At 74.9% G+C, this 20,274-nt stretch carries 23 protein-coding genes; 13 read left to right on the top strand and 10 right to left on the bottom strand.

Annotated elements, in window-relative coordinates; translation table 11 throughout:
• The first annotated feature begins 106 nt into the window (after positions 1–106).
• From KBX06_RS16445 to KBX06_RS16425, 5 genes are all read left to right on the top strand, one after another.
• Entirely contained in the window at positions 107–1,090 is a 984-nt protein-coding gene (locus KBX06_RS16445) for an ABC transporter ATP-binding protein (RefSeq protein WP_247686070.1), read from the top strand.
• Entirely contained in the window at positions 1,087–1,923 is an 837-nt protein-coding gene (locus tag KBX06_RS16440) for an ABC transporter permease (RefSeq protein ID WP_210835715.1), read from the top strand. Before KBX06_RS16445 ends, KBX06_RS16440 begins: the two co-directional genes overlap by 4 nt.
• On the top strand, positions 1,920–3,113 hold the full coding sequence (locus KBX06_RS16435; RefSeq protein WP_247686069.1) for a sensor histidine kinase: 1,194 nt from the start codon (positions 1,920–1,922) through the stop codon (positions 3,111–3,113). The genes KBX06_RS16440 and KBX06_RS16435 overlap by 4 nt, the downstream gene beginning before the upstream one ends.
• On the top strand, positions 3,110–3,715 hold the full coding sequence (locus tag KBX06_RS16430; protein WP_101414466.1) for a response regulator transcription factor: 606 nt from the start codon (positions 3,110–3,112) through the stop codon (positions 3,713–3,715). Before KBX06_RS16435 ends, KBX06_RS16430 begins: the two co-directional genes overlap by 4 nt.
• Positions 3,716–3,884: 169 nt before the next feature.
• The gene (locus tag KBX06_RS16425) at positions 3,885–4,610 is read left to right on the top strand and encodes a Clp protease N-terminal domain-containing protein (RefSeq protein ID WP_210835714.1); all 726 of its coding nucleotides are present in this window, start codon (positions 3,885–3,887) and stop codon (positions 4,608–4,610) included.
• A 6-nt stretch (positions 4,611–4,616) separates the two neighbouring features.
• Here the strand turns inward: KBX06_RS16425 and KBX06_RS16420 are convergent, their stop codons facing one another.
• Both KBX06_RS16420 and KBX06_RS16415 read right to left on the bottom strand, forming a co-directional pair.
• Entirely contained in the window at positions 4,617–5,135 is a 519-nt protein-coding gene (locus KBX06_RS16420) for a hypothetical protein (RefSeq protein ID WP_210835713.1), read from the bottom strand.
• Positions 5,136–5,259: 124 nt separating this feature from the next.
• A complete protein-coding gene (locus KBX06_RS16415; RefSeq protein ID WP_210835712.1) occupies positions 5,260–5,451 on the bottom strand; it encodes a DNA repair protein in 192 nt (63 codons plus the stop codon).
• 333 nt (positions 5,452–5,784) lie between these two features.
• Between KBX06_RS16415 and KBX06_RS16410 the strand changes: the two genes are divergently transcribed.
• Positions 5,785–6,447: a GNAT family N-acetyltransferase gene (locus KBX06_RS16410; RefSeq protein WP_210835711.1), complete on the top strand. Its 663-nt coding sequence runs from the start codon at positions 5,785–5,787 to the stop codon at positions 6,445–6,447.
• 202 nt (positions 6,448–6,649) lie between these two features.
• On the opposite strand, the gene KBX06_RS16405 is transcribed toward KBX06_RS16410, so the two are convergent.
• Genes KBX06_RS16405 through KBX06_RS16395 form a run of 3 tightly spaced genes read right to left on the bottom strand, consistent with a single transcriptional unit; the run spans position 6,650 to position 8,299 of the window.
• Positions 6,650–7,348, bottom strand: a complete 699-nt coding sequence (locus KBX06_RS16405) for a TetR family transcriptional regulator (RefSeq protein WP_210835710.1) — start codon at positions 7,346–7,348, stop codon at positions 6,650–6,652.
• Positions 7,311–7,805 carry a thiol-disulfide oxidoreductase DCC family protein gene (locus KBX06_RS16400; RefSeq protein WP_210835708.1) on the bottom strand — a complete coding sequence of 165 codons (495 nt, stop codon included), beginning with the start codon at positions 7,803–7,805 and terminating at the stop codon, positions 7,311–7,313. Before KBX06_RS16400 ends, KBX06_RS16405 begins: the two co-directional genes overlap by 38 nt.
• Entirely contained in the window at positions 7,802–8,299 is a 498-nt protein-coding gene (locus KBX06_RS16395; RefSeq protein WP_210835707.1) for a hypothetical protein, read from the bottom strand. Before KBX06_RS16395 ends, KBX06_RS16400 begins: the two co-directional genes overlap by 4 nt.
• 167 nt (positions 8,300–8,466) lie before the next feature.
• Here KBX06_RS16395 and KBX06_RS16390 point away from each other — a divergent pair, with 167 nt between their 5' ends.
• Positions 8,467–8,823: an STAS domain-containing protein gene (locus KBX06_RS16390; RefSeq protein WP_210835705.1), complete on the top strand. Its 357-nt coding sequence runs from the start codon at positions 8,467–8,469 to the stop codon at positions 8,821–8,823.
• 5 nt (positions 8,824–8,828) lie between these two features.
• Here the strand turns inward: KBX06_RS16390 and KBX06_RS16385 are convergent, their stop codons facing one another.
• Together KBX06_RS16385 and KBX06_RS16380 are read right to left on the bottom strand one after the other, a co-directional pair.
• A complete protein-coding gene (locus KBX06_RS16385) occupies positions 8,829–10,031 on the bottom strand; it encodes a PP2C family protein-serine/threonine phosphatase (RefSeq protein ID WP_210835703.1) in 1,203 nt (400 codons plus the stop codon).
• Positions 10,032–10,226: 195 nt separating this feature from the next.
• The gene (locus KBX06_RS16380; protein WP_210835689.1) at positions 10,227–11,678 is read right to left on the bottom strand and encodes a glycoside hydrolase family 3 protein; all 1,452 of its coding nucleotides are present in this window, start codon (positions 11,676–11,678) and stop codon (positions 10,227–10,229) included.
• A 168-nt stretch (positions 11,679–11,846) separates the two neighbouring features.
• On the opposite strand from KBX06_RS16380, the gene KBX06_RS16375 reads away from it, so the two are divergent.
• From KBX06_RS16375 to KBX06_RS16365, 3 genes are all read left to right on the top strand, one after another.
• The gene (locus tag KBX06_RS16375) at positions 11,847–13,022 is read left to right on the top strand and encodes an ROK family transcriptional regulator (protein WP_210835687.1); all 1,176 of its coding nucleotides are present in this window, start codon (positions 11,847–11,849) and stop codon (positions 13,020–13,022) included.
• Between the two features lie 141 nt (positions 13,023–13,163).
• Entirely contained in the window at positions 13,164–14,003 is an 840-nt protein-coding gene (locus KBX06_RS16370; protein ID WP_210835683.1) for an ABC transporter ATP-binding protein, read from the top strand.
• A gap of 80 nt (positions 14,004–14,083) precedes the next feature.
• Positions 14,084–14,980 carry a ribokinase gene (locus tag KBX06_RS16365; protein ID WP_210835682.1) on the top strand — a complete coding sequence of 299 codons (897 nt, stop codon included), beginning with the start codon at positions 14,084–14,086 and terminating at the stop codon, positions 14,978–14,980.
• Between the two features lie 71 nt (positions 14,981–15,051).
• Here the strand turns inward: KBX06_RS16365 and KBX06_RS16360 are convergent, their stop codons facing one another.
• Positions 15,052–15,798, bottom strand: coding sequence for a hypothetical protein (locus KBX06_RS16360; protein ID WP_210835680.1), 747 nt, complete (start codon positions 15,796–15,798; stop codon positions 15,052–15,054).
• Positions 15,799–15,879: 81 nt separating this feature from the next.
• On the bottom strand, positions 15,880–16,359 hold the full coding sequence (locus tag KBX06_RS16355) for a DUF6232 family protein (RefSeq protein WP_132240829.1): 480 nt from the start codon (positions 16,357–16,359) through the stop codon (positions 15,880–15,882).
• A 415-nt stretch (positions 16,360–16,774) separates the two neighbouring features.
• On the opposite strand from KBX06_RS16355, the gene KBX06_RS16350 reads away from it, so the two are divergent.
• Positions 16,775–17,176, top strand: a complete 402-nt coding sequence (locus tag KBX06_RS16350; RefSeq protein ID WP_210835673.1) for a nuclear transport factor 2 family protein — start codon at positions 16,775–16,777, stop codon at positions 17,174–17,176.
• Here KBX06_RS16350 and KBX06_RS16345 read toward each other — a convergent pair.
• Positions 17,173–17,649, bottom strand: a complete 477-nt coding sequence (locus KBX06_RS16345; protein ID WP_210835671.1) for a DUF6232 family protein — start codon at positions 17,647–17,649, stop codon at positions 17,173–17,175. The genes KBX06_RS16350 and KBX06_RS16345 overlap by 4 nt on opposite strands.
• A gap of 99 nt (positions 17,650–17,748) precedes the next feature.
• On the opposite strand from KBX06_RS16345, the gene KBX06_RS16340 reads away from it, so the two are divergent.
• Complete coding sequence (locus KBX06_RS16340) at positions 17,749–18,522, top strand: enoyl-CoA hydratase-related protein (RefSeq protein WP_210835669.1); 774 nt, start codon at positions 17,749–17,751, stop codon at positions 18,520–18,522.
• Between the two features lie 117 nt (positions 18,523–18,639).
• On the top strand, positions 18,640–20,262 hold the full coding sequence (locus KBX06_RS16335) for an acetolactate synthase (protein ID WP_210835668.1): 1,623 nt from the start codon (positions 18,640–18,642) through the stop codon (positions 20,260–20,262).
• Positions 20,263–20,274: the final 12 nt, after the last annotated feature.

Below are 20,274 nucleotides of genomic sequence, written 5' to 3'. Positions count from 1 at the left end.
TGCCCGGCGTCGCTTCCCCGTTCGCGCGCCCGGCTACGCCGGGCGGTGCGCCTGCCCCGGACATGGGGGACACACGGGCCGGGCATGCGTACGACACGGTGGGAACATGACGCGACGGGGGTTGGAACTGTCGGCCACCGACGGCAGCCTGATGAGCATGGATGACGTCGTGATCGAAGTGGACGGGCTGCGCCGCAGCTACGGTGAGTTCGAGGCGGTGCGCGGCATCTCGCTGCGGATCCGCCGGGGCGAGCTGTTCGCGCTGCTGGGCACCAACGGTGCCGGGAAGACCACCACCATCGAGGTCCTGGAGGGCCTGCAACCGGCCACCGCCGGCCGGGTCCGGGTGCTCGGGCTGGATCCCGTCCGGGACCGCGACTCGGTGCGCCCCCGGACGGGGGTGATGCTCCAGCACGGCGGGTTCACGGGCGCGCTCACCGTCCGTGAGACGGTGGAGATCTGGCGGTCGCTCACCGTCCGGCCGCAGACCACCGCGGAGGTGCTGGACCTGGTCGACCTCGGCGGTCGGATGAACGTCGCCGTCGAGCAGCTCTCCGGCGGCGAGGGCCGGCGGCTGGAGCTGGCGCTGGCCGTGCTCGGCCGCCCGGAGGTGCTCTTCCTCGACGAGCCCACCACCGGCATGGACCCGGCGTCGCGCCGCCGCACCTGGGACGTCGTCCGTGAGCTCCAGAAGGGCGGCACCACCGTCCTGCTCACCACGCACTACCTGGAGGAGGCGGAGGTCCTCGCCGACCGGGTGGCGATCATGCGGGGTGGGAGCATCGTCGCCACCGGCGCGCCGGAGGACGTCGTACGCACCCTGCCCGCCCGGATCAGCTTCCGGCTGCCGGCCACGGAGTCGCTGCCCGACCTGCCGCACGCCGCCCGCCTGGTCGAGGGCGACCGGGTCACGTACGAGTCCCGCCAGCTCCAGACCGACCTGACCCGGCTGCTGGAGTGGGCCAACGCGGGCAACGTCCGGCTGGCCTCCCTGTCGGCCCGACCGGCCACCCTGGAGGATGTCTTCCTGGACATCGCCGCCGACCACGACCCGACCGACCAGCACGCGGAAGCGGAGGCCGCCCGATGAGCGGAACGATGACGACGCCGAGCCCCACCACCGCCGCCGCCTCGGGCGACCGCGCGACCAGGCCCATCTGGCAGATGGCCGCGATGCTCAAGATGGAGCTGCTGGCGCTGCGTCGCAGCTGGACGTCGACCGCGATGTCCGTGGTGACCCCGCTGATGATCGCCCTGCTGCTGGTCAGCGAGTACGGCGGCCAGACGGTGCCCGGCGTGCGTCGGGTCGTCAGCGTCACCACTCTGATCATGGTCTTCCTGGTGCACCACCACCTGACCACCGTGTACGCCTCGCGCCGCCAGGAACTGGTGCTCAAGCGGCTGCGCGCCGGGCTCGCCTCGGACCGCACCATCCTGTTCGGCACGGCCAGCAGCACCGTCGCGATCTTCCTCGCCCAGTTCCTCGCGCTGGCCGTCTACGCGGTCCTGGTCCTCGACCTGCCGATGCCCAGGAACCCGCTGGTCATGGTGGTGGCGCTGCTGTTCGGCTCCTCGATCATGGCGGCGTTCTCGGCCGCGCTCTCCGCGATCACGCGCAGCTCCGAGGCGGCCATGCTCACCACCCTGCCGACCGTGGTGATCTTCCTGGCCACGCCGGGTGCGCTGCTGCCGCTCGGCGCGTTGCCGGAGTCGCTGGAGCGGGTGCTCTGGTTCCTGCCCAACGGGCCGTTCACCGAGGCCATGCGCGTCGGCTGGCTCGGCCGTACCGACGAGGGCCAGGCCCTGAGCTTCGCCGGCACCTTCGTCGAGACGTTGCCGTCCTTCGGGGTGCTGCTGGTCTGGCTGGTGGTGTCGCTGTTCATGGCGGGCCGGTACTTCCGGTGGGAGCCCCGGCACGGATGATCGGGACAGCCGTCGCGTCACCCGGCCACGGGGACGTGAACATGGACCGGGCGCAGGTCGAGCGGGATCTCGGCCTGCGCCGCGCCCGCGTCGTCACCCTGACCACCGTCGGCAGCGGCGTCCTGGGGACGCTGCTGCTGGCCGCCGCCGGGCTGTCGCGGGAGGACGATCGGGGGTGGACGGCGGCCGGGGCGGTGGGCATCGCCCTGTTCGTCGTCGCGCAGGCCGGCGCGCTCTACGGTGCGATCACCCCGTGGCTGGCGGCGGCCGTGCGGCGCCGCCTGCTCGTCGCGTTCGTCGCGGCTGCCGTGGTCTCCGTACCCCTGGTAGGGCCGGTGGGGGCGCCGGAGTGGGCGACCTGGGGCTTCCTCGGCGCGTCGGTGATCGGCTCGGTACCGATGCTGTCGCGCTGGTGGGCCGCCGCCCCGGCGGCGCTGCTGACGGTGGCGGTGGCCGCCGGGGTGGCGCTGCGCAACGGCGCCCCGGTGCGTGACCAGGTCACCATCGTGCTGGTCGCCGGCGTCTCCATGGCCGCCTGGAACGCCCTCCAGCTCTGGCTGTGGGGGCTGCTCGTCGAGGCGCAGCGGGGGCGGGCCGCCCAGGGGCGGCTCGCCGCGACCGAGGAGCGGCTGCGTTTCGCGCGTGACGTGCACGACCTGCTCGGGCACAGCCTCTCGGTCATCGCGCTCAAGGCGGAGCTGGCGTCCCGGCTGGCGGCGACGGACGCCGGGCGGGCCAGCTCGGAGGCGGCCGAGGTGCAGCGACTGGCCGCGTCGGCGCTGGTCGAGCTGCGCGAGGTGGTGCACGGGTACCGTGCGGTGGACCTCGGGGACCAGATCGCCGCGGTGGAGCAGGTGCTGCGTTCCTCCGGCATCCGCTGCGCGGTCGCGCTGCCGCCGGACGACGTACCGTCGGAGATCGCCCGGCAGTTCGTCGCGGTGCTGCGGGAGGCCAGCACCAACGTGCTGCGGCACAGCCGGGCCACCTGGTGCACCATCGAGATCAGCCAGGACGAGGACGAGGTACGGATGACCATGACGAACGACGGCGCCGAGGGTGCGTCGCCGGACCGGCACAGCTTCGGGTTGCGCGGGCTGGCCGAGCGGATGGCCGAGGCCCGGGGCTCGCTGCGGCACCGGACCGAGGACGGGGTGTTCCGCCTCGACGTGACGGTACGGACCCGCCCGTGATCAGGGTGCTGCTCGCCGACGACGAGGACCTGATCCGGGCGGCGCTGGCCGCCCTGCTCGGTCTGGAGTCCGACCTGGAGGTCGTGACCGAGGCGTCGGACGGGCGGGCCGCGGTGACCGCCGCGCTCGCCCACCGGCCGGACGTGGCCGTGGTGGATCTCCAGATGCCGGCCCTGGACGGGCTGGAGGTGACCGCGGAGCTGGCTCGTGTCCTGCCCGCCTGCAAGGTGGTGATCCTGACCGGGCACGGCCGACCGCCCCACCTGCAACGCGCCCTCGCCGCCGGGGCCAAGGGCTTCCTGCCCAAGGGCGCGCCCGGTGGAACGCTGGCCGACGTCATCCGCCGGGTGCACGCCGGCGGCCGGTACGTCGACCCGGCGCTGGCCGCCGACGCGCTCACCGCGCCGGAGTGCCCGCTCACGCCCCGCGAGCTGGACGTGCTGCGGCTCGCCGAGTACGACACGCCGGTGGCGGAGGTGGCCCGGCGTACCCACCTGTCGGCGGGCACGGTCCGCAACCATCTTTCCGCGGCGGTCAGCAAGCTCCGGGTGGCCAACCGGGCCGAGGCGTTCCGCACCGCCCGGGACAACGGCTGGCTGTGACGGGTGTCGCTCAGACGAGCACGCTCCAGGTCACCGGTCCGACGGGACCGTCGACGACGGGGCCGTTGCGCCGGGCCGGCACGCTTCGTGATCCGCCGGGGCCGCGAGGCTCCGATCTCATCGTCAACTTGTGGTTGACGGTTGGCGATCGTCAACCTATGGTTGACGCATGACGGAGCCAACACAGATCAACAACCCCGTACGCCTCGACGACCTGATCCGGGCGATCAAGAGGGCGCGGCCGGACGCGCTCGACCAGCTCACCGACGCGGTCATCGCGGCCGACCATCTCGGCGAGATCGCCGACCACCTGATCGGTCACTTCGTCGACCAGGCCCGCCGCTCCGGTGCGTCCTGGACCGAGATCGGCCGCAGCATGGGCGTCAGCAAGCAGGCTGCGCAGAAGCGCTTCGTGCCGAAGGCCGACGATCCGCCGCTCGACCCGCAGCAGGGCTTCAACCGCTTCACCCCCCGCGCCCGCAACGTGGTGATGGCCTCGCAGAACGAGGCCCGGGCCACCGGGCACGCCGAGATCCGCCCCGAGCACCTGGTGCTGGGGCTGCTCAGCGAGCCGGAGGCGCTGGCCGCGAAGGCGATCGTCGCCCAGGGGGTGCCGCTGGAGCGGGTGCGCGAGGCCGCGACGGCCGCGCTGCCGTCGTCGACCGCCGAGGTGCCCGACCTGATCCCGTACGACGCCCAGGGCAAGAAGGCGCTGGAGCTGACCTTCCGGGAGGCCCTGCGCCTCGGGCACAACTACGTCGGCACCGAGCACGTCCTGCTCGCGTTGCTGGAGCACGAGAACGGCGCCGGGGCCCTCAGCGGGCTCGGCGTGACCAAGGCCGCCGTCGAGGAGTGGGTGGCGGCGGCCCTGCGGGCTGTCCAGCTGCGGGATTGACCCGGTTCAGGAAGCGGTGGGGAAGCCGTAGCGGGCGGCGTGTTCGGGGTCCGTCGGATCGACCTGGCGGATCCCGGCGTCGGCGAGCCGCTTGTTGACCTCGTCGAGCCGCTCGCGCACCAGCCGGGCCTCCTCCTCGGTGACCCGGCCCCGGTGCGGCCGGCCGGCGTGCTCGATCGTGCCGTAGTCGACCCGCTCCGCGCCCTTGCGGGCCTTCGGCGGGCGCACCCGCTCGGCGGTCTTCAGCAGCTGCGCCATCGGCACGTCGGTCGCCATCGCGTCGAACTCGCTCGCGGTGAGCACCACCCGGCGCGGCTCGCAGTCGCCGTGCCGGGCGTGGATCTCGACCACCGCGACGTCCAGCGCGGCGTCGTCGATGCCCTCCACCTCGACCGGGGTGGCGTCCAGCCGCACGGGCCCCGCGACCAGGTCAGGGTGCTCCAGGACGACGACCCGGACCACCTCGTCGTCGGGCTGGATGACCGTGCCGCTGAAGTCGGAGACGTGGATCGTCTTCTTGCCCATGCGCGGAGCTTCTCCTGTCGTAGGCCGGGATGCCGGACCAGAAGAAATTACCCGACAGGTGTGCGAAAGCCGCCGGTGGACCGTCCGGGTGTGTCGCGGAGCCACCCGGCCGCGCGCGAAGTGGTCAGCGGGTGTTGGGGCCGCCGCGGGAGGCGGCGCCGGCGGGCTGCTTGTCCACCTTGCTCCACGGCGGCGCCTCGGCCCCGGCGCGGTGACCCCGGTACGCCGACTGGGCCGGGAACCGCCCGGTGGCTTCGCTGCGCCGCCAGAGTCGCTCGGGATCCTGGTGGTACCGGTCGTTCGGCTGATTCGGCATGACCATACCGTCCCAAACAAAGTTGTCCATGTATGAAAATGAATATGACGACCGATCGATGCGTCTGGTTCCCGTGACCGGCCCCCGCCCCACGAATCGGCGACCATCGGTGCGTTCGGTATGTCTACCCGCCCGCCGCGCCACCCAATCATCGCCCGGCTCACCGCCGCGCGGCGCCGGATCGGCCGGGTCGGGGCCGCACGCCGCCCACCCCGGACGGGTTCCGTCGCGCGGCGCGCCGCGCCCGCGTACGGTGATCGTCGGCGAGGCGGGCCGGGCGTCGGCGGCCCGCCCAGCGGGTGACCACCGACGGCGGCGGGGAGGTGACCGGCGATGCTCGACCGGCGGCTGCACCTGCACCTGGCGAGCTGGCTCGGCCAGTGGCCGGCCGGGCCCGGGCTGCACGTGGTCGGCTCGCACCGGCGGGCCCGACCGGCCTGGGACGGCCGGCTGCGGCCGGCAGTCGCGGTGGCCACCGGCGCCAGCACCGTGCTCTCCGTAGCCCCGGACCGGGTCGCGGCGGTCCGCGAGCTGGCCCGGCGGCCGGGCGGCCCGCCGCTTCCGGCGCTGCCCGCCGCGGTCGGGCGGCCCGGCTGGGCGGTGCACGACGGCGTGTTCCGGTGGAGCGTGGCGCCGGCCCCGCTGCCCGACGTGGGGGAGTGGACGTCCCCGACCGCCGCCGGACTGCCGTCCTGGCTGCGCCTGTTCGACGGGCCGGTCCTGGTGGTGCGCGACGCCCGGGGCGGCTACCTGGCCGGTGCCGGGATCAAGCGGCACGACGCGTACGGCCGCGAACTGGCGGTCGGCACCGTGCCGACGGCGCGTGGGCGGGGGCTGGCCCGACGGCTGGTCGCCCAGGCGGCACGCCGGGTGCTCGCCGGGGGAGCCGTCCCGACGTACCTGCACGACCCCGCCAACGCCGCCTCCGCCCGGGTGGCGACCGCCGCCGGCTTCCCCGACCGGGGCTGGCGGTCGTTCGGCGTCCTCCCGCCCTGAGCGCGCGCCCGGGCGGTGGGGCGCGGACCGTGGTTCCCGGGCCGGATCCACGGTCCGCAGTCTCCCCCCAGGCCCCCGTGGGTGGTGTGCGTGCCCATCACGCTACGTATCCATCGGGGTGACGGCAAGATGCCACGGTGCGATCCTGGTGTCGACTAACGGATCCTGACCTGCGGCTATTCGGAGGATGGCGTCGTACGGGTCAGTGACGCAGCGTGCGAATGAGGTCGAGAACCTGCCGGGTCACCGGGCGCAGCACGCGCAACCGCGACAGCCCCACCAGCCGGTCGACCAACGGCACCGCGCCGTCGATGAGCTCTCGGGTGCGGGCCTGACCGGGCGAACGGTCGTAGACCCAGTGGAGCACCACCCCCATGTACGCCAGCCAGAGCAGCTCCGGCAGGTGCGGGCGCAACTCCGGGTCGAACCGGGCGGTGGAGCCGTCCAGCGCCTCGGCGAAGAGCCCGATCGCCGCCTCGCGCGGGCCGGAGGACTCCGCCGAGAAAGGGCTCAGCGGGGAGGTCGGCTCCGCCGCCGTCTTGAAGAAGCTGGCGGCGAAGGAGTGCGACGGCGTGAGCACGTCGATCCCGGCGTGCATCACCCCGGCCAGCCGGGCGGCGAGGTCGGTCTCCCGGGCGAGCACCGGCCCGGCCGTCGCCCGGTGCTCCGCCTGGGCGTGGGCGTAGAACTCCTGGATCAGGTGTTCCTTCGAGCCGAAGTAGTAGTAGGCGTTGCCCACCGCCACCCCGGCCTCCTGCGCGATGGCGCGCATGGTGGTCCGGGCGTAACCGCGCTCGCGGAACAGCCGCATGGCGGTGTCCAGGATGAGCTGCCGGGTCTGCTCGCCGCGCGCGGTCGCCGGCTCACCCGCAGCGGTCGTCGGCGCAGTCTGCTCGGTCATCGGGGCCACCGTATCCCGCCGGGTCGTCGCCCGGCTCCGCCCACGGGTCGCGCACGTGTTCCCGGACCGCGGAAGCGGCGGCGACCACCCGCCGGGCCAGCGGCAGCAGGTGCGGGCGGGCCAGCCGCTCGGCGGCGCCCCGGTGGTCGGCCAGGGCCCAGAGGCAGGCCAGCCAGGCGCCGTCGCCCGCGTACACCTCGCCGGTGTCCGCGACCACGGTGAGATCCCGCAGCGTGGCGTCGTGGTCCAGGCCGGGGAAGCGCCGCCGGGCCTCCGCCGAGCCGGCTGCCACGAACTCCAGGGGTACGAGTTGGGCGCGGGACGCCAGCCAGCGCCGCGCGGCCCGGCAGAGCGGGCAGTGCGCGTCGTACAGGACGGCGAACCCGCGGACGCCACCGCCCCCGTGTGCGGTGGCGTCCGGGAGCCCTCCCGACCCGCCGGCGGGCCCGGCGGTCATCGGGCCGGCGGGCCGCCGACCGGCCCGGTCTCCGCCCCCGGTCCGGCGGGGTGCGGTCCGGCGGGATGCGGTCCGGCGGGGTGGCCGCCGCGTGGCGCGGGTGGCATCGGCAGCCGGCCGACCGGCGCGAGCGGCGGATGGGTGGCGAGCTGCCGTAGCCGACCGCGGCGGTACCGGCCGAGCGCGAAGACGTTGAAGAAGTGCAGCGCGCCGAGCACCAGCAGCACGAGGCCGATCTTGAGGGAGAGCTCCTCCATCGCCTGGGCGGTGGACCCGACCGGGTCGGGGTGCTTCATCGCCACCGTGACGTAGCCGAGGTTGAGCAGGTAGAAGCCGACGACGAGCAGGCTGTTCACGGCTCTGGCCAGCCGCTCGTCGGCGAACACCTCCTCGAGGAAGACCAGTCCGTTGCGTGACAGCGCCCGGGCCACCCAGACCGTCAGCCCGATGCTGATGCCGAGGTAGACCAGGTACATCCAGACCTTCGTGTCCATCGCGGACGCCTCCCTTGAACGTGTTCAACTATCGCCGCCCGAGCGTAGGCGACATCTTGAACGTGTTCAAGTGGCTCGGTGTGGTCGTCGGCGTGGCCCGGCCGGGCGGGGGTCGGTATGGTCGAGTCGCGCCGGTGCCGGCGCGTCCTTCGACGGTGAGGCGGGGCATGGACCGGCGTACGCGCAAGACGGAGCCGGGGCAGGTGGTCCTGCGCCCGACCGGCGAGATCGACATGGCCAACGCCGCCGGGCTCGAGGCGACGCTCACCGAGGCGCTGCGCCGGCCCGACGTCCGGGAGGTCGTCGTCGATCTCACCGACGTGCGGTTCATGGACTCCAGCGGCGTACGCGTCCTGGTGCACGGCGCCGCCGTGGGCCGCGAGCGCGACGTACCGCTGCGGGTGACCGGGCCGCAACCGGGGGTGGCGCGGGTCCTGCGGATCACCGGGGTCGGCGCCCTGCTCGGGCTCGCCGACTCCGAGACCGGACGGACCGTCGCGCGCGGGTGGCGTGGGCTGGACTGAGCGGCTCAGAGCCCCGCGTTCGCCGACGCCGCCGCGGACCACTCGACGAGCATCAGCGTCGCGTCGTCCCGGTGCGTACCGCCCTGGTGCTCCGTCACCGCGTGACTGAGGCGGCGCAGCGTCTCCGCGGCCGGCAGCCCGGAACCGATGTGCCGTTCGGCGAGGTCCGCCAGGCGGGACAGCCCGAACATCTCGCCCGCCGGGTCGCGCGCCTCGGTCACGCCGTCGGTGTGCAGCAGCAGCCGGTCGCCGGGCTCCAGCCGGGTCGCGGCGACCTCGACGCGCTCGTCCGGCAGACCCAGCGGGAGCCGGCGGCCCTCGGCCAGTTCCCGTACCGCCCGACCTCGGCGCAGCAGCACCGGCGGCGGGTGCCCCGCGTTGACGTAGCGCAGCAGCCCGGAACCGGTGTCGAACTCGGCGAGCACCGCGGTGACGAACCGCGCGTCCTGCCACTGGGCCATGATCGCGGCGTCCACGGCGCGCGCCAGACCCGGCAGGTCCGAGCCGGCCCGCCGGGCGGCCCGCAGCGCGGCCAGCGCCACCGAGGTGGTGAGCACCGCCGGCAGGCCGTGACCGACGCCGTCGAGGATCGCCACCGTCAGGACCCCGCCGTGCACGGCGTAGTCGAAGGCGTCGCCGCCCACCTCGTAGCAGGGCTCGAGCAGGGCGCTGACCACGGCCTCCGAGGTGGCGAAGGTCAGCGGTGGGAGCAGGTTCCAGAGCAGCTCGGCGGAGACCCCCATCGGCCGGCTGCGGCGCGCGCGGTGCAGGACGTCCCCGTAGTCCCTCTTGCTGGTCACCAGGTGGCCGACCAGGCCGGAGATGAGCCGGCAGCCGTCGCGCAGCGACTCGTCGGCGAGGTCGGCGTCGGCCGGCGGGAACACCTCCAGCAGGCCCAGCCGGTCGGTGCCGTTGACGATCGGCACCCACAGCCGGGGCGGCGGCCCCAGGCCCGCGTGCACCTCGAGCTGGGTGAAGGCGTGCCCGGCCAGACTGGTGTCGATCGGCAGCACCTCCGACGTCGGTCGGTCCGCCCCGGGCAGCGGGCGCAGGCCGCGCTGCTCGGCGTCGACCAGGTACACGGTCGCCGACACGCCCAGCGGCCGGAGCACGGCGTCGACCAGGGCCGCGAGCTCGTCCGGGGGTAGCCGGTGGGACCGGGACACGAGGTCGGCCAGGGCCCGGTGCCAGGGGTCGGTGGCGGTCATGCCGTCGCATACCCAGGCCGGGACCGGTCGAAGCGGGCCGGGCCGGGGGCAACCAACCGATCCGTTGCTCGGTGACGGGAGGCGGGTCCTCGGCCTGGCCGGGTGCGCCAGGTGGCGTGACCTGGTTCACGGTGCACCTGCTGGCCGACGGGGCCGCCGGGGCCGCCGCCCGGCGGGCACCCGGTGGCGCGGGCGTCAGCCGGTCAGGCCGAGCACCTCGGCGGCCGCCCGACCGCAGGCGCGGCTCGCGCCGTACGTGGTGACGAACGCCCGCACGCCGGCCGGACGCCACCGGGAGGGCCAGCCCATCTCGACCACGGTCACCGGGTGCTCGGCGGCCAACGCGGTCACCAGCTCCGCTCCGCCTGGCAGCCGGTGCAGGTGGCGGCCGACCAGCACGATCGGCCGGTCCCCGGCGAGCTGGCGCAGGGCGGCCGGCCCGGTCTCGGTGGCGACCACCCGCAGCTCCTGCGCGCCGTCCAGGTGCGGGCCGAGGCCCCACGGCACCCGCCCCTCGGCGATCGTCGACGCGGCGTGCAGCTGGACGACCAGCGGACGGTCCAGGCCGGCCAGTTCCCCCTCCACCCGCACGGCGCGACGCGCCGCGGCGTACCCGAGACCCTCGGGGGCGGCGGACGCCGTGCCGGCGGCCCGGGTCCAGGCGGCGAGCGCGGCGGCGCGGCCGGCCGCCTCCTCCACCCGCGCCCGGTCGAGGCGCCCGTCGGCGAGCGCCCCGACGATCTCCGCGACCACCCGCTCGACCAGTTCGGCGTCGACCTGGGCGCCGATGCACAGCAGGTCGGCGCCGGCGGCGAGGGCGCGGACGGCGGCCGGGCCGATCCCACCGGCCGCCACGGCGGCGCCCTTCATCTCCAGCGCGTCGGTGATGACCGTGCCGGTGAAGCCGTACTCGCCGCGGAGCAGGTCGACCAGGACCGCCCGACTGAACGTGGCGGGGCCGTCGCCGGTCAGCGCCGGCACCCGGATGTGCGCGGTCATGACGGCCTGCGCGCCGGCGGCGACGACCGCGGCGAACGGCGGCAGGTCGCGGCGGCGCAGCACGTCGAGCGGCACGTCCACGGTGGGCAGCTCGTGGTGGGAGTCGGCGACCGTCGCGCCGTGCCCGGGGAAGTGCTTGGCGCAGGCGGCGACCCCGGCGGCCTGGAGTCCGCCGACGGCGGCGGCGGAGTGCGCGGCGACCCGGGCCGGGTCGGCGCCGAACGAGCGGGTGCCGATCACCGGGTTCTCGTCGGCGGTGTTCACGTCCACGGTCGGCGCGAGGTTGACGGTCACGCCGAGGCCGGCCAGCTCCGCGCCGATGGCCTCGTAGACCCGGCGGGTCAGCGTCAGCTCGTCGATCGCGCCGAGCGCGGCGTTGCCCGGGTACGGGCTGCCGGTGGCGTGCGCCAGCCGGGTGACGTCGCCGCCCTCCTCGTCGATCGCGATCAGCACGTCGGGGCGGCCGGCCCGCAGAGCGGCGGTGCTCGCCGCCACCTGCCCCGGGTCGTGGACGTTGGTGCCGAACAGGGTGTGCCCGGCGAGCCCCTCGGCGACCAGGTCGACAGCCCAGCCCGGGGGAACCGGCCCCGGATACGCGGCGAGCAGCGTGCCGAGCGCGAGCCGGCGCAGTCCTGGATCCAGCCCCACGTGATCTTCCCCTTTCGTCCCCGGCGGCACGCGAAGTCGTACCGGCGGGGGTCGGTGACGTACCGGGTCGGCCGAGCACCCGGCTCCCGGGCGGCCGATACGCTGTCGGCTACCCGCTCGCAGGTCGGTTTACAGTTAGCAAGGTTTATCAAAACTAGAGGACGTGGCATGAGTGCGACCCGGCTGCCCGGCACCCCCCGCCTGTTGCGGGCGCTCAACGACCGCGCGGCGTTGGAGCTGCTGCTGGAGCGGGGGCCACTCACCCGGGCCCGGCTCGGCGAGCTGACCGGGTTGTCCAAGGTCACCGCCTCCCAGCTCGTCGAGCGGCTCGAGGAGCGGGGGCTGGTCGCCCGCGTCGGCGAGCAGGCCGGCGGGCGGGGGCCCAACGCCCAGCTCTACGCCGTACGGCCGGGCAGCGCGCACGTGGTCGGGGTTGACGTGGGCGCCGACCGGGTGGTCGCCGCCTGCGCCGACATCACCGGCGCGGTGATCGGCCGCGTCGAGCAGTCGACCCAGGACACCGACGACCCCGTGGGGGTCGTGCACAACGCGGTCGTCCGGGCCGCGAGCAGCGCCGGGGCGCAACTGTCGAGCGTACGGCGCATCGTGCTGGGCACCCCGGGCCTCGTCGACCCCGGCACCGGCGACATCACGTTCGCCTTCAACCTGCCCCGCTGGCACACCGGTCTGCTGGCCGCGCTCCGCGACGACCTGCACACCCCGGTGGTCTTCGAGAACGACGTGAACCTGGCCGCCGTCGCCGAGGCGCAGTCGGGCGCTGCCCAGGGGCTGACGGACTTCGTGCTGGTCTGGGTCGGCGCCGGCGTCGGCCTGGCGATCGTGCTGGGCAACCGGCTGCACCACGGCAGCAGCGGCGCGGCCGGCGAGATCGGCTACCTGCCGGTGCCCGGCGCGCCCATCCCGCGTGACGTCTCCCGCCGGGCGAAGCCGGCGTTCCAGCAGCTGATCGGCGCGGACGCGGTCCGCGACCTGGCCCGCGCGCACGGCTACCCGGACGACAGCGGCGCCGCGGCGGTGCGGGCGGCGGTGGCCGACGGCACCGCCGGTGGTCCGATGCTCGACGAGGTGGCCCGCCGGTTGGCGCTGGGTGTGGCGAGCACCTGCGTGGTGCTGGACCCGCCGCTGGTGGTGCTCGCCGGCGAGGTCGGCCAGGCCGGCGGGGCGGCGCTGGCCGAGCGGGTGCAGCACGAGGTCGCGGCGATCACGCTGGTCCGCCCCCGGGTGGTGCCCACCGGACTGACCGAGGAGCCGATCCTGCGGGGCGCGCTGCGCACCGCCCTGGACGCCGTCCGTGACGAGGTCTTCGGCTCGACCGTCGGCTGACCGGGGCCGGCCGCCCGCCGGTGCGCACCGGGCGCCGCCCGCCGCCGACCGGGTTCGGCGGGGTTGGCGGCGGGCGGGCGTCATGCGAAGGAATATTTCATCGCTGCCCAGGGCGCTGCAAGGTCTTGCCGCCGCCCGGTAGTGACCCGTGGGGGGTGCCCCGGCGGTGCGTGGTTGGATGGTCGGGTGACTGGGGACGAGGATCTGGTGGTCAGCCTCGACGGCGTCGGCGTACGCCGGGCTGGCACCGCACTGCTGCACGACGTCGACTGGCGGGTCGAGCTGGACGAGCGCTGGGTGGTGCTCGGGCCGAACGGCGCCGGTAAGACGACCCTGCTCAACCTCGCCGCCGGGCGGCTGCACCCCACCACCGGCACCGCCCACGTGCTCGGCGAGCGGATCGGCCGCACCGACGTCAACGAGCTGCGCACCCGCATCGGTCTCTCCACCGCCGCCCTCGCCGAGCGGGTGCCCGCCGACGAGCGGGTCAGCGACGTCGTCGTCACGGCCGCCTGGTCGGTGCTCGGGCGCTGGCGGGAGAGCTACGACAGCAGCGACGAGGCCCGCGCCCGCGCCCTGCTGGGTCAGCTCGGCATCGGCGGCCTCGCCGAGCGCACCTACGGCACCCTCTCCGAGGGCGAACGCAAGCGGGTGCAGATCGCCCGCGCGCTGATGACGGATCCGGAGCTGCTGCTGCTCGACGAGCCCGCCGCCGGGCTCGACCTGGGCGGGCGGGAGGACCTGGTCGCCCGGCTGGCCGAGCTGGCGTACGACCCGGACGCCCCGGCGCTGGTGCTGGTGACCCACCACGTGGAGGAGATCCCGCCCGGCTTCACCCACGCGCTGCTGCTGCGCGAGGGCGGGGTGGTCGCGCAGGGGCTCCTCGACGACACCCTGACCGGGGACAACCTCTCCAAGGCGTTCGGGCTGCCGCTGGTCGTCCAGCGCTCCGGCGACCGCTTCACCGCCCGCGCCGCCTGACCGACGTCCCCGGCCCGGGCGGGAGCCGCCACCGGGGCCCTAGACTCCGCCGCAGCGCATGCGACGGCGAGGAGGTGGCGATGCGGCAGACCCGGGTCGTCGTGGTGGGCAGCGCCAACATGGATCTGGTGGGCACCGCCCCCGCCCTGCCCCGACCGGGGGAGACCCTGCTCGGCACCGACTTCGTCATGGTGCCCGGCGGCAAGGGCGCCAACCAGGCCGTCGCCGCGGCCCGGGCCGGCGCCTCCTGCGTCTTCCTCGGGGCGATCGGTTCCGACTCGTTCGGCGTCACCCTGCGGGCGCGGATCACCGCCGCCGGGGTCGACACCGACCAGCTCCGCACGACGTACGGCACGTCGGGGGTGGCGCTGGTGATGGTCAACGCCGAGGGCGAGAACGCGATCCTGGTCAGCCCGGGCGCCAACGCCTCGATGACCGGCCTGACCGAGCCCGAGCTGACCGCCGTACGCGGGGCGGACGTGCTGCTCGCGCAGCTGGAGGTCCCGGTCGCGACGGTGACCGGGGCGGCCGTCGAGGCCCGGGCGGCCGGCACCCGGGTCGTGCTCAACGCCGCCCCGGCCGTGCCGGTGCCGCCGGAGCTGCTGGCGGCCACGGATCTGCTGGTGGTCAACGAGACCGAGGCGCAGGCGCTCACCGGACGCGGCCGGGACGAGCCGTCGGCCCTGCTCGACCTGGTGCCCCGGGCGGTGCTCACCCTCGGCGCGGAGGGCGCCTGGTACGGCGACCGTGACGGCACCGCCGTGCACGTGCCGGCGGTCAAGGTCGACACGGTGGACTCCACGGCCGCCGGGGACGCCTTCACCGCCGCGCTCGCGGTGGCCTGGGGCGAGGGCCGGGACGTGGTCGACGCGGTGCGCTGGGCGGCGGCGGCCGGGGCGGCCTGCGCCCGCCGGCTCGGCGCCTCCGTGGCGCTGCCCACCCGGGCCGAGATCGACGAGCTGTACGTCCCCGCCTGAGCCGGTCGATCCGTGGCTGGTGCGCGGCACCACCCACGACGGGTGCCGACGTGGTGGGAGTCCCCCCGCGGTCAGGTCTCGTCGTCGGTGAGCTTCTCGCCGCGCCGGCGCAGCATGCCGAGCCCGGGGATGCCGGCGACGGCGAGCTTCAGGTCGCGGGTGACGTCGAGCAGGTCGTGCAGGTCGGGACCGACCCGGTCCAGGGTGGCCAGGATCGGCAGGATGTCCGCCGTCAGGTGCTGCTTGAGCTTCGGCAGTTCGTCGACGAGCCGGATCGCGGCGGTCACCTCCTCGTGGCTGAGCTGCTCGACGAAGCGGTTCGCCATCGGGGCGCCCCGGCGCAGCGCCGGCTCGTACGCCGTCAGCAGTTCGGCGGCGGTGGCCGCCGCCTCGGCCGCGGTGCCCACGGTGCCGGCGGCCCGGCCGGCCACGGCGTCGGCCTGGGCGACCACCGTGCCGGCCGCGCGGGACACCTTCTCCGCCTCGCCGATCACGACGGCCGCGGCGGCGGCCACCTCGGTTGCCGTGTCGATCGCGGCGGTCGCGGCGGTGCTGATGACCGCCACCTCCCGCACCGCGCCCTCGGCGTCGGTGAGCACCCGGTCGGTGCGGTCGAGGGTCTGCTCGATCCGGTCCACCACGCCGTCGATCCGGTCCACCACGCCGCCGACCCGGCTGAGCAGGGCCTCCACCGAGTCCAGCACGGCGAACGCGCGGGCCGGCACGGCGGTGAACGAGGCCGCCGAGCCGAGGGCCTGGTCGAGGGCGGCGCGGGTCAGGCCGACGACGGCGGCGGGCCGGGGGAGGGGAATCACCATGGCACCAAGTGTGCGTCGTCCGCGCCAGGACCGCCGGACAGGCGGCCGGCCCCCGGGGTCAGCAGGCGGCCTGCCCCGGGGTCAGGAGTCGGTGTACTGCTCCACCGCGCGCTGCACCGCCCGGTAGATCTGCCCGAACCGCAGCGCGTCCGGGGTGCGTAGCAGCAGCACCTCCCGGCCGTGGTGCTGGACCCAGAGCTCGTGCACCTTGCTGCCCCGCTCGTAGGAGCGGTCGAGCCAGCCGAGCGGGATCTCCAGGAAGGGGGCCAGGGCCAGCGCGCCGACGACGCACGCGGCGAGGATGATCAGCGCCAGCTGCCACTCGCCCCGGTCCTGCGCCGACCAGGCCAGCGAGAGCACGCAGACCACCGCGACCAGCGGAGGCAGCGAGAGGAGCAGGACCAGGACGCCGCGACCCAGCACCCGTCCCCGTACCGCCAGCGTCTTCGGCCCCTGCGCGTGCCAGACGTACGTCACGTCGGCGATCGCCACGGCGTGGCCCCCGGCCCGGATCGACTCCGACGTCACCTGCACCGCGTCGTCCCGGTAATAGATGGTCATCACTAAGCCTAACCACTGCCGGGCGGATCGCGCCGCTCGCGCCGCCCGCTCCGGCGGGGGCGGTGCCGGCTCGGCGGTGTGGTGCCGGGCGGTGTGGTGCCGGGCGGTGTGGTGCCGGGCGGTGTGGTGCCGGGCTCGGTGGTGCCGCAACGGCGTCGCGACGCTTTCCGAGCAATCCCGGAGCGGCCTCCGGGAGCCCGCGCGGCGGCTGTCGAGCTGCCCCGTGCGTAGGACCGCTCGCTCGCGACGTGCGAGCCGGGGGCGACCGGCACGCCTGCCCCGTCGGACGGGGCAGCTCGACAGCGCGGGCGGCAAGCCACCCTGCCTGACGGGGGCATCGAGGCCCGCGTCCCCAGCGCGTCGCTCGGCCGGCCAGCAGCGGCCGGGCCGGCCCGTGGCAGTACCGTGACCGGTCATGACGGAGCAGGAGCGCAACGTCGAGGTGGTCCGCCGCTATCTGCGGACCTTCGTCACCAAGGATCTGGCGCAGTTGCGCGCGGTGGTCGACGAGGACGTGCTGATCTACGGCTCCGGTGCGGAGGTCCGGGGGCGGCACCATGTCGAGGGAGCCGTCGCCTCGCCGGGACTGACCGTGCTCGACCAGGAGATCGTCGAGATCTTCGCCGCCGGCGACCGCGTGGTGGTGTCGCTGGCGCAGACCTACCGGCGGGACGCCACCGGCGCGACGGCCGTGCAGAGCGCGTGCAAGATGTACCGGTTGGCCGGTGGCCGGATCGTGCAGTTCTGGGGCGAGCAGGACCTGTTCGGACTGCTGCGCGGCCTGGGCATGCTGCCGGACGGGCCGATCGTGTTCTAGCGGCGGCGGGGCGACACCGGCTGCCCCGCCTCGACGGCCCGCTGCACCGCCCGGTAGATCTGGCCGAAGCGCAGCGCGTCGCGGGTGCACAGCAGCCGCACCGGCTGGCCGCGCCAGCGGACCCAGATCTCCAACTGCCGGCTGCCCCGGGCGTACGAGCGGTCGAGGTGTTCGAAGAGGAAGTCGGCGACCGGGCCGACCGCGAGCCCGATCAGCACCGAGACGCCGACGATGGCGACGGTGACGGTGAGGGAGCGGTCCAGCCAGAGCGCGAGCGCGATGCCGAGGGCGGCGGCGACCAGGGGGCCGGCGAGCGCCGCGCCGATCGCGCCGCGCCCGGCGAGCACCCGCCAGGACCGGCTGCCGCGCCGGTGCCAGACCATGCTGATGTCGGCCAGCCGGAACGTCCGCCCGTCCACCCGGACGGCGGTCGAGGTGACCTGCACGGACCTGTCGTCGTAGTACGTGATCATGGCGGTACTCCCGGTGCCGGGCCTGAGACCACAGTACTTACCCCAACGATCCGGGCCGTAAGGTTGGCACGCGACTTCGACGAGGAAGTGAGGGCCAGCGTGGGCGAGTTCGTGCGGTTGGAGACCAGGGACGGCATCGGCACCATCCGGCTGGAGCGGCCGCCGATGAACGCCCTGAACACCCAGGTGCAGGAGGAGTTGCGCGCCGCCGCGGCGGCGGCCACCGCCGACCCGGGCGTCCGCGCCGTCATCGTGTACGGCGGGGAGAAGGTCTTCGCGGCCGGCGCGGACATCAAGGAGATGGCCGACATGTCCTACGTGGACATGGCGGACCGCGCGGCCGACCTGTCCAGCGCGCTCGGCGCGATCGCCCGGATCCCCAAGCCGGTCGTCGCCGCGATCACCGGCTACGCCCTCGGCGGCGGCTGCGAGCTGGCGCTGGCGTGCGACTGGCGGGTGGTGGCCGAGGACGCCAAGCTCGGGCAGCCGGAGATCAAGCTCGGCATCATCCCCGGCGCGGGCGGCACCCAGCGGCTGGCCCGCCTGGTCGGCCCGGCCCGGGCCAAGGATCTGATCATGTCCGGCCGGATGGTCGACGCCCAGGAGGCCCTGCGGATCGGCCTGGCCGACCGGGTCGCCCCGGCGGGCGAGGTCTACGACACCGCCGTCGAGCTGGTCCGCCCGTACCTCACCGGTCCGGTGCAGGCCCTGCGCGCCGCCAAGCTCGCCGTCGACGGCGGCCTGGACATGGACCTCAACTCCGGTCTGGCCTGGGAGAGCCAGCTCTTCGCGGCGCTGTTCGCCACCGACGACCGGCGCGAGGGCATGGCGGCGTTCGTGGCGAAGCGCAAGCCGGACTTCACCGGCCGTTGACCGGCCCGGGGCCGGCGGGGCGACCCGCCGGCCCCGGCGTCGAGCGAGAACAGTTCACATTCTGCCTACCGGTGAGTAGCGTGTGACTCCGGCCATGCGGACGAAGGGAAGAGCGGGATGACGGAACGGATCGAAGGTCACGGTGGGGAGCTCGCGCTCGCGGCGCTGCGCGCGTACGGGGTGCGGGAGATGTTCACCCTCTCCGGCGGGCACGTCTTTCCGCTCTACGACGCCGCGCACAAGACCGGCTTCCCCATCTACGACGTACGGCACGAGCAGTCGGCGGTCTTCGCCGCCGAGGCGGTGGCGAAGCTCCAGCGCCGCCCCGGCCTCGCCGTGCTCACCGCCGGCCCCGGCGTCACCAACGGCGTCTCCGGACTGACCAGCGCATTCTTCAACGCCTCCCCGGTGCTGGTGCTGGGCGGCCGGGCCCCGCAGTTCCGCTGGGGCTCGGGCAGCCTCCAGGAGATGGACCACCTGCCGCTGGTCGCCCCGGTCACCAAGCACGCCGAGACGGTGTTCAGCCCCGACGACATCCCGCGCGCGATCACGGCGGCCCTGACCACCGCGCTCACCCCGCACCGGGGCCCGGTCTTCCTCGACTTCCCGCTGGAGGCGGTCTTCTCGGTCTCCGACGCCGAACTGCCCGCGCTGCCGGGCATCACGCCGGTCGAGCCCGACCCCGACGAGGTGACGAAGGCGGCCGGCCTGATCGCCGCCGCCCACCGCCCGGTGATCATCGCCGGCTCCGACGTCTACGCCGGGGACGCTGTCGACGCCCTGCGCGCGGCGGCCGAGGCGCTGCGGGTGCCGGTGTTCACCAACGGGATGGGCCGGGGCGCGCTGCCGCCGGAGCACCCGCTCGCCTTCGCCAAGGCCCGTCGCGTGGCGCTCAAGGGCGCCGACGTGGTCGTCGTGATCGGCACCCCGCTCGACTTCCGGCTCAGCTTCGGCGACTTCGGCGACGCGAAGGTGGTGCACGTCGTCGACGCGCCCAGCCAGCGCGCCGGGCACGTGCAGCCGGCTGCCGCCCCCGCCGGCGACCTCCGGCTGATCCTCACCGCGCTGGCCGACCACCCGGGCGACCGGGCGGACCACGCCGACTGGATCGCCGAGCTGCGTACGGCCGAGGACGCCGCGAAGGCCCGCGACGCCGAGGAGATGGCCGCCGAGTCCGACCCGATCCGGCCCGCCCGGGTCTACGGCGAGCTGCGCAAGGTCCTCGCCCGCGACGCCATCACCATCGGCGACGGCGGTGACTTCGTCTCGTACGCCGGCCGCTACCTGGAGCCCGCGCAGCCCGGCACCTGGCTCGACCCCGGCCCGTACGGCTGCCTCGGCACGGGCATGGGCTACGCGATGGGCGCCCGGGTCAGCCACCCCGACCGGCAGATCTGCGTCCTCATGGGCGACGGCGCGGCCGGCTTCTCGCTGATGGACGTGGAGTCCCTGGCCCGGCAGAAGCTGCCCGTGGTGATCGTGGTCGGCAACAACGGCATCTGGGGCCTGGAGAAGCACCCGATGCGCGCCATGTACGGCTACGACGTCGCCGCCGACCTCCAGCCGGAGCTGCGCTACGACCACGTCGTCAGCGCCCTGGGCGGGGCGGGCGAGACGGTGGCGAAGGCCGGCGACCTCGGGCCGGCGCTGCGGCGGGCGTTCGACGCTGGCGTGCCGTACCTCGTCAACGTGCTCACCGATCCGGCGGACGCGTACCCCCGCTCGTCGAACCTGGCCTGAGTCGGGCCCGCC

This window comes from Micromonospora sp. C31, from assembly GCF_018070575.1.
GTDB lineage: Bacteria > Actinomycetota > Actinomycetes > Mycobacteriales > Micromonosporaceae > Micromonospora.
The sequence above is the reverse complement of the archived record's forward strand: the minus strand, read 5'-3'. Positions and strand labels throughout refer to the sequence as shown.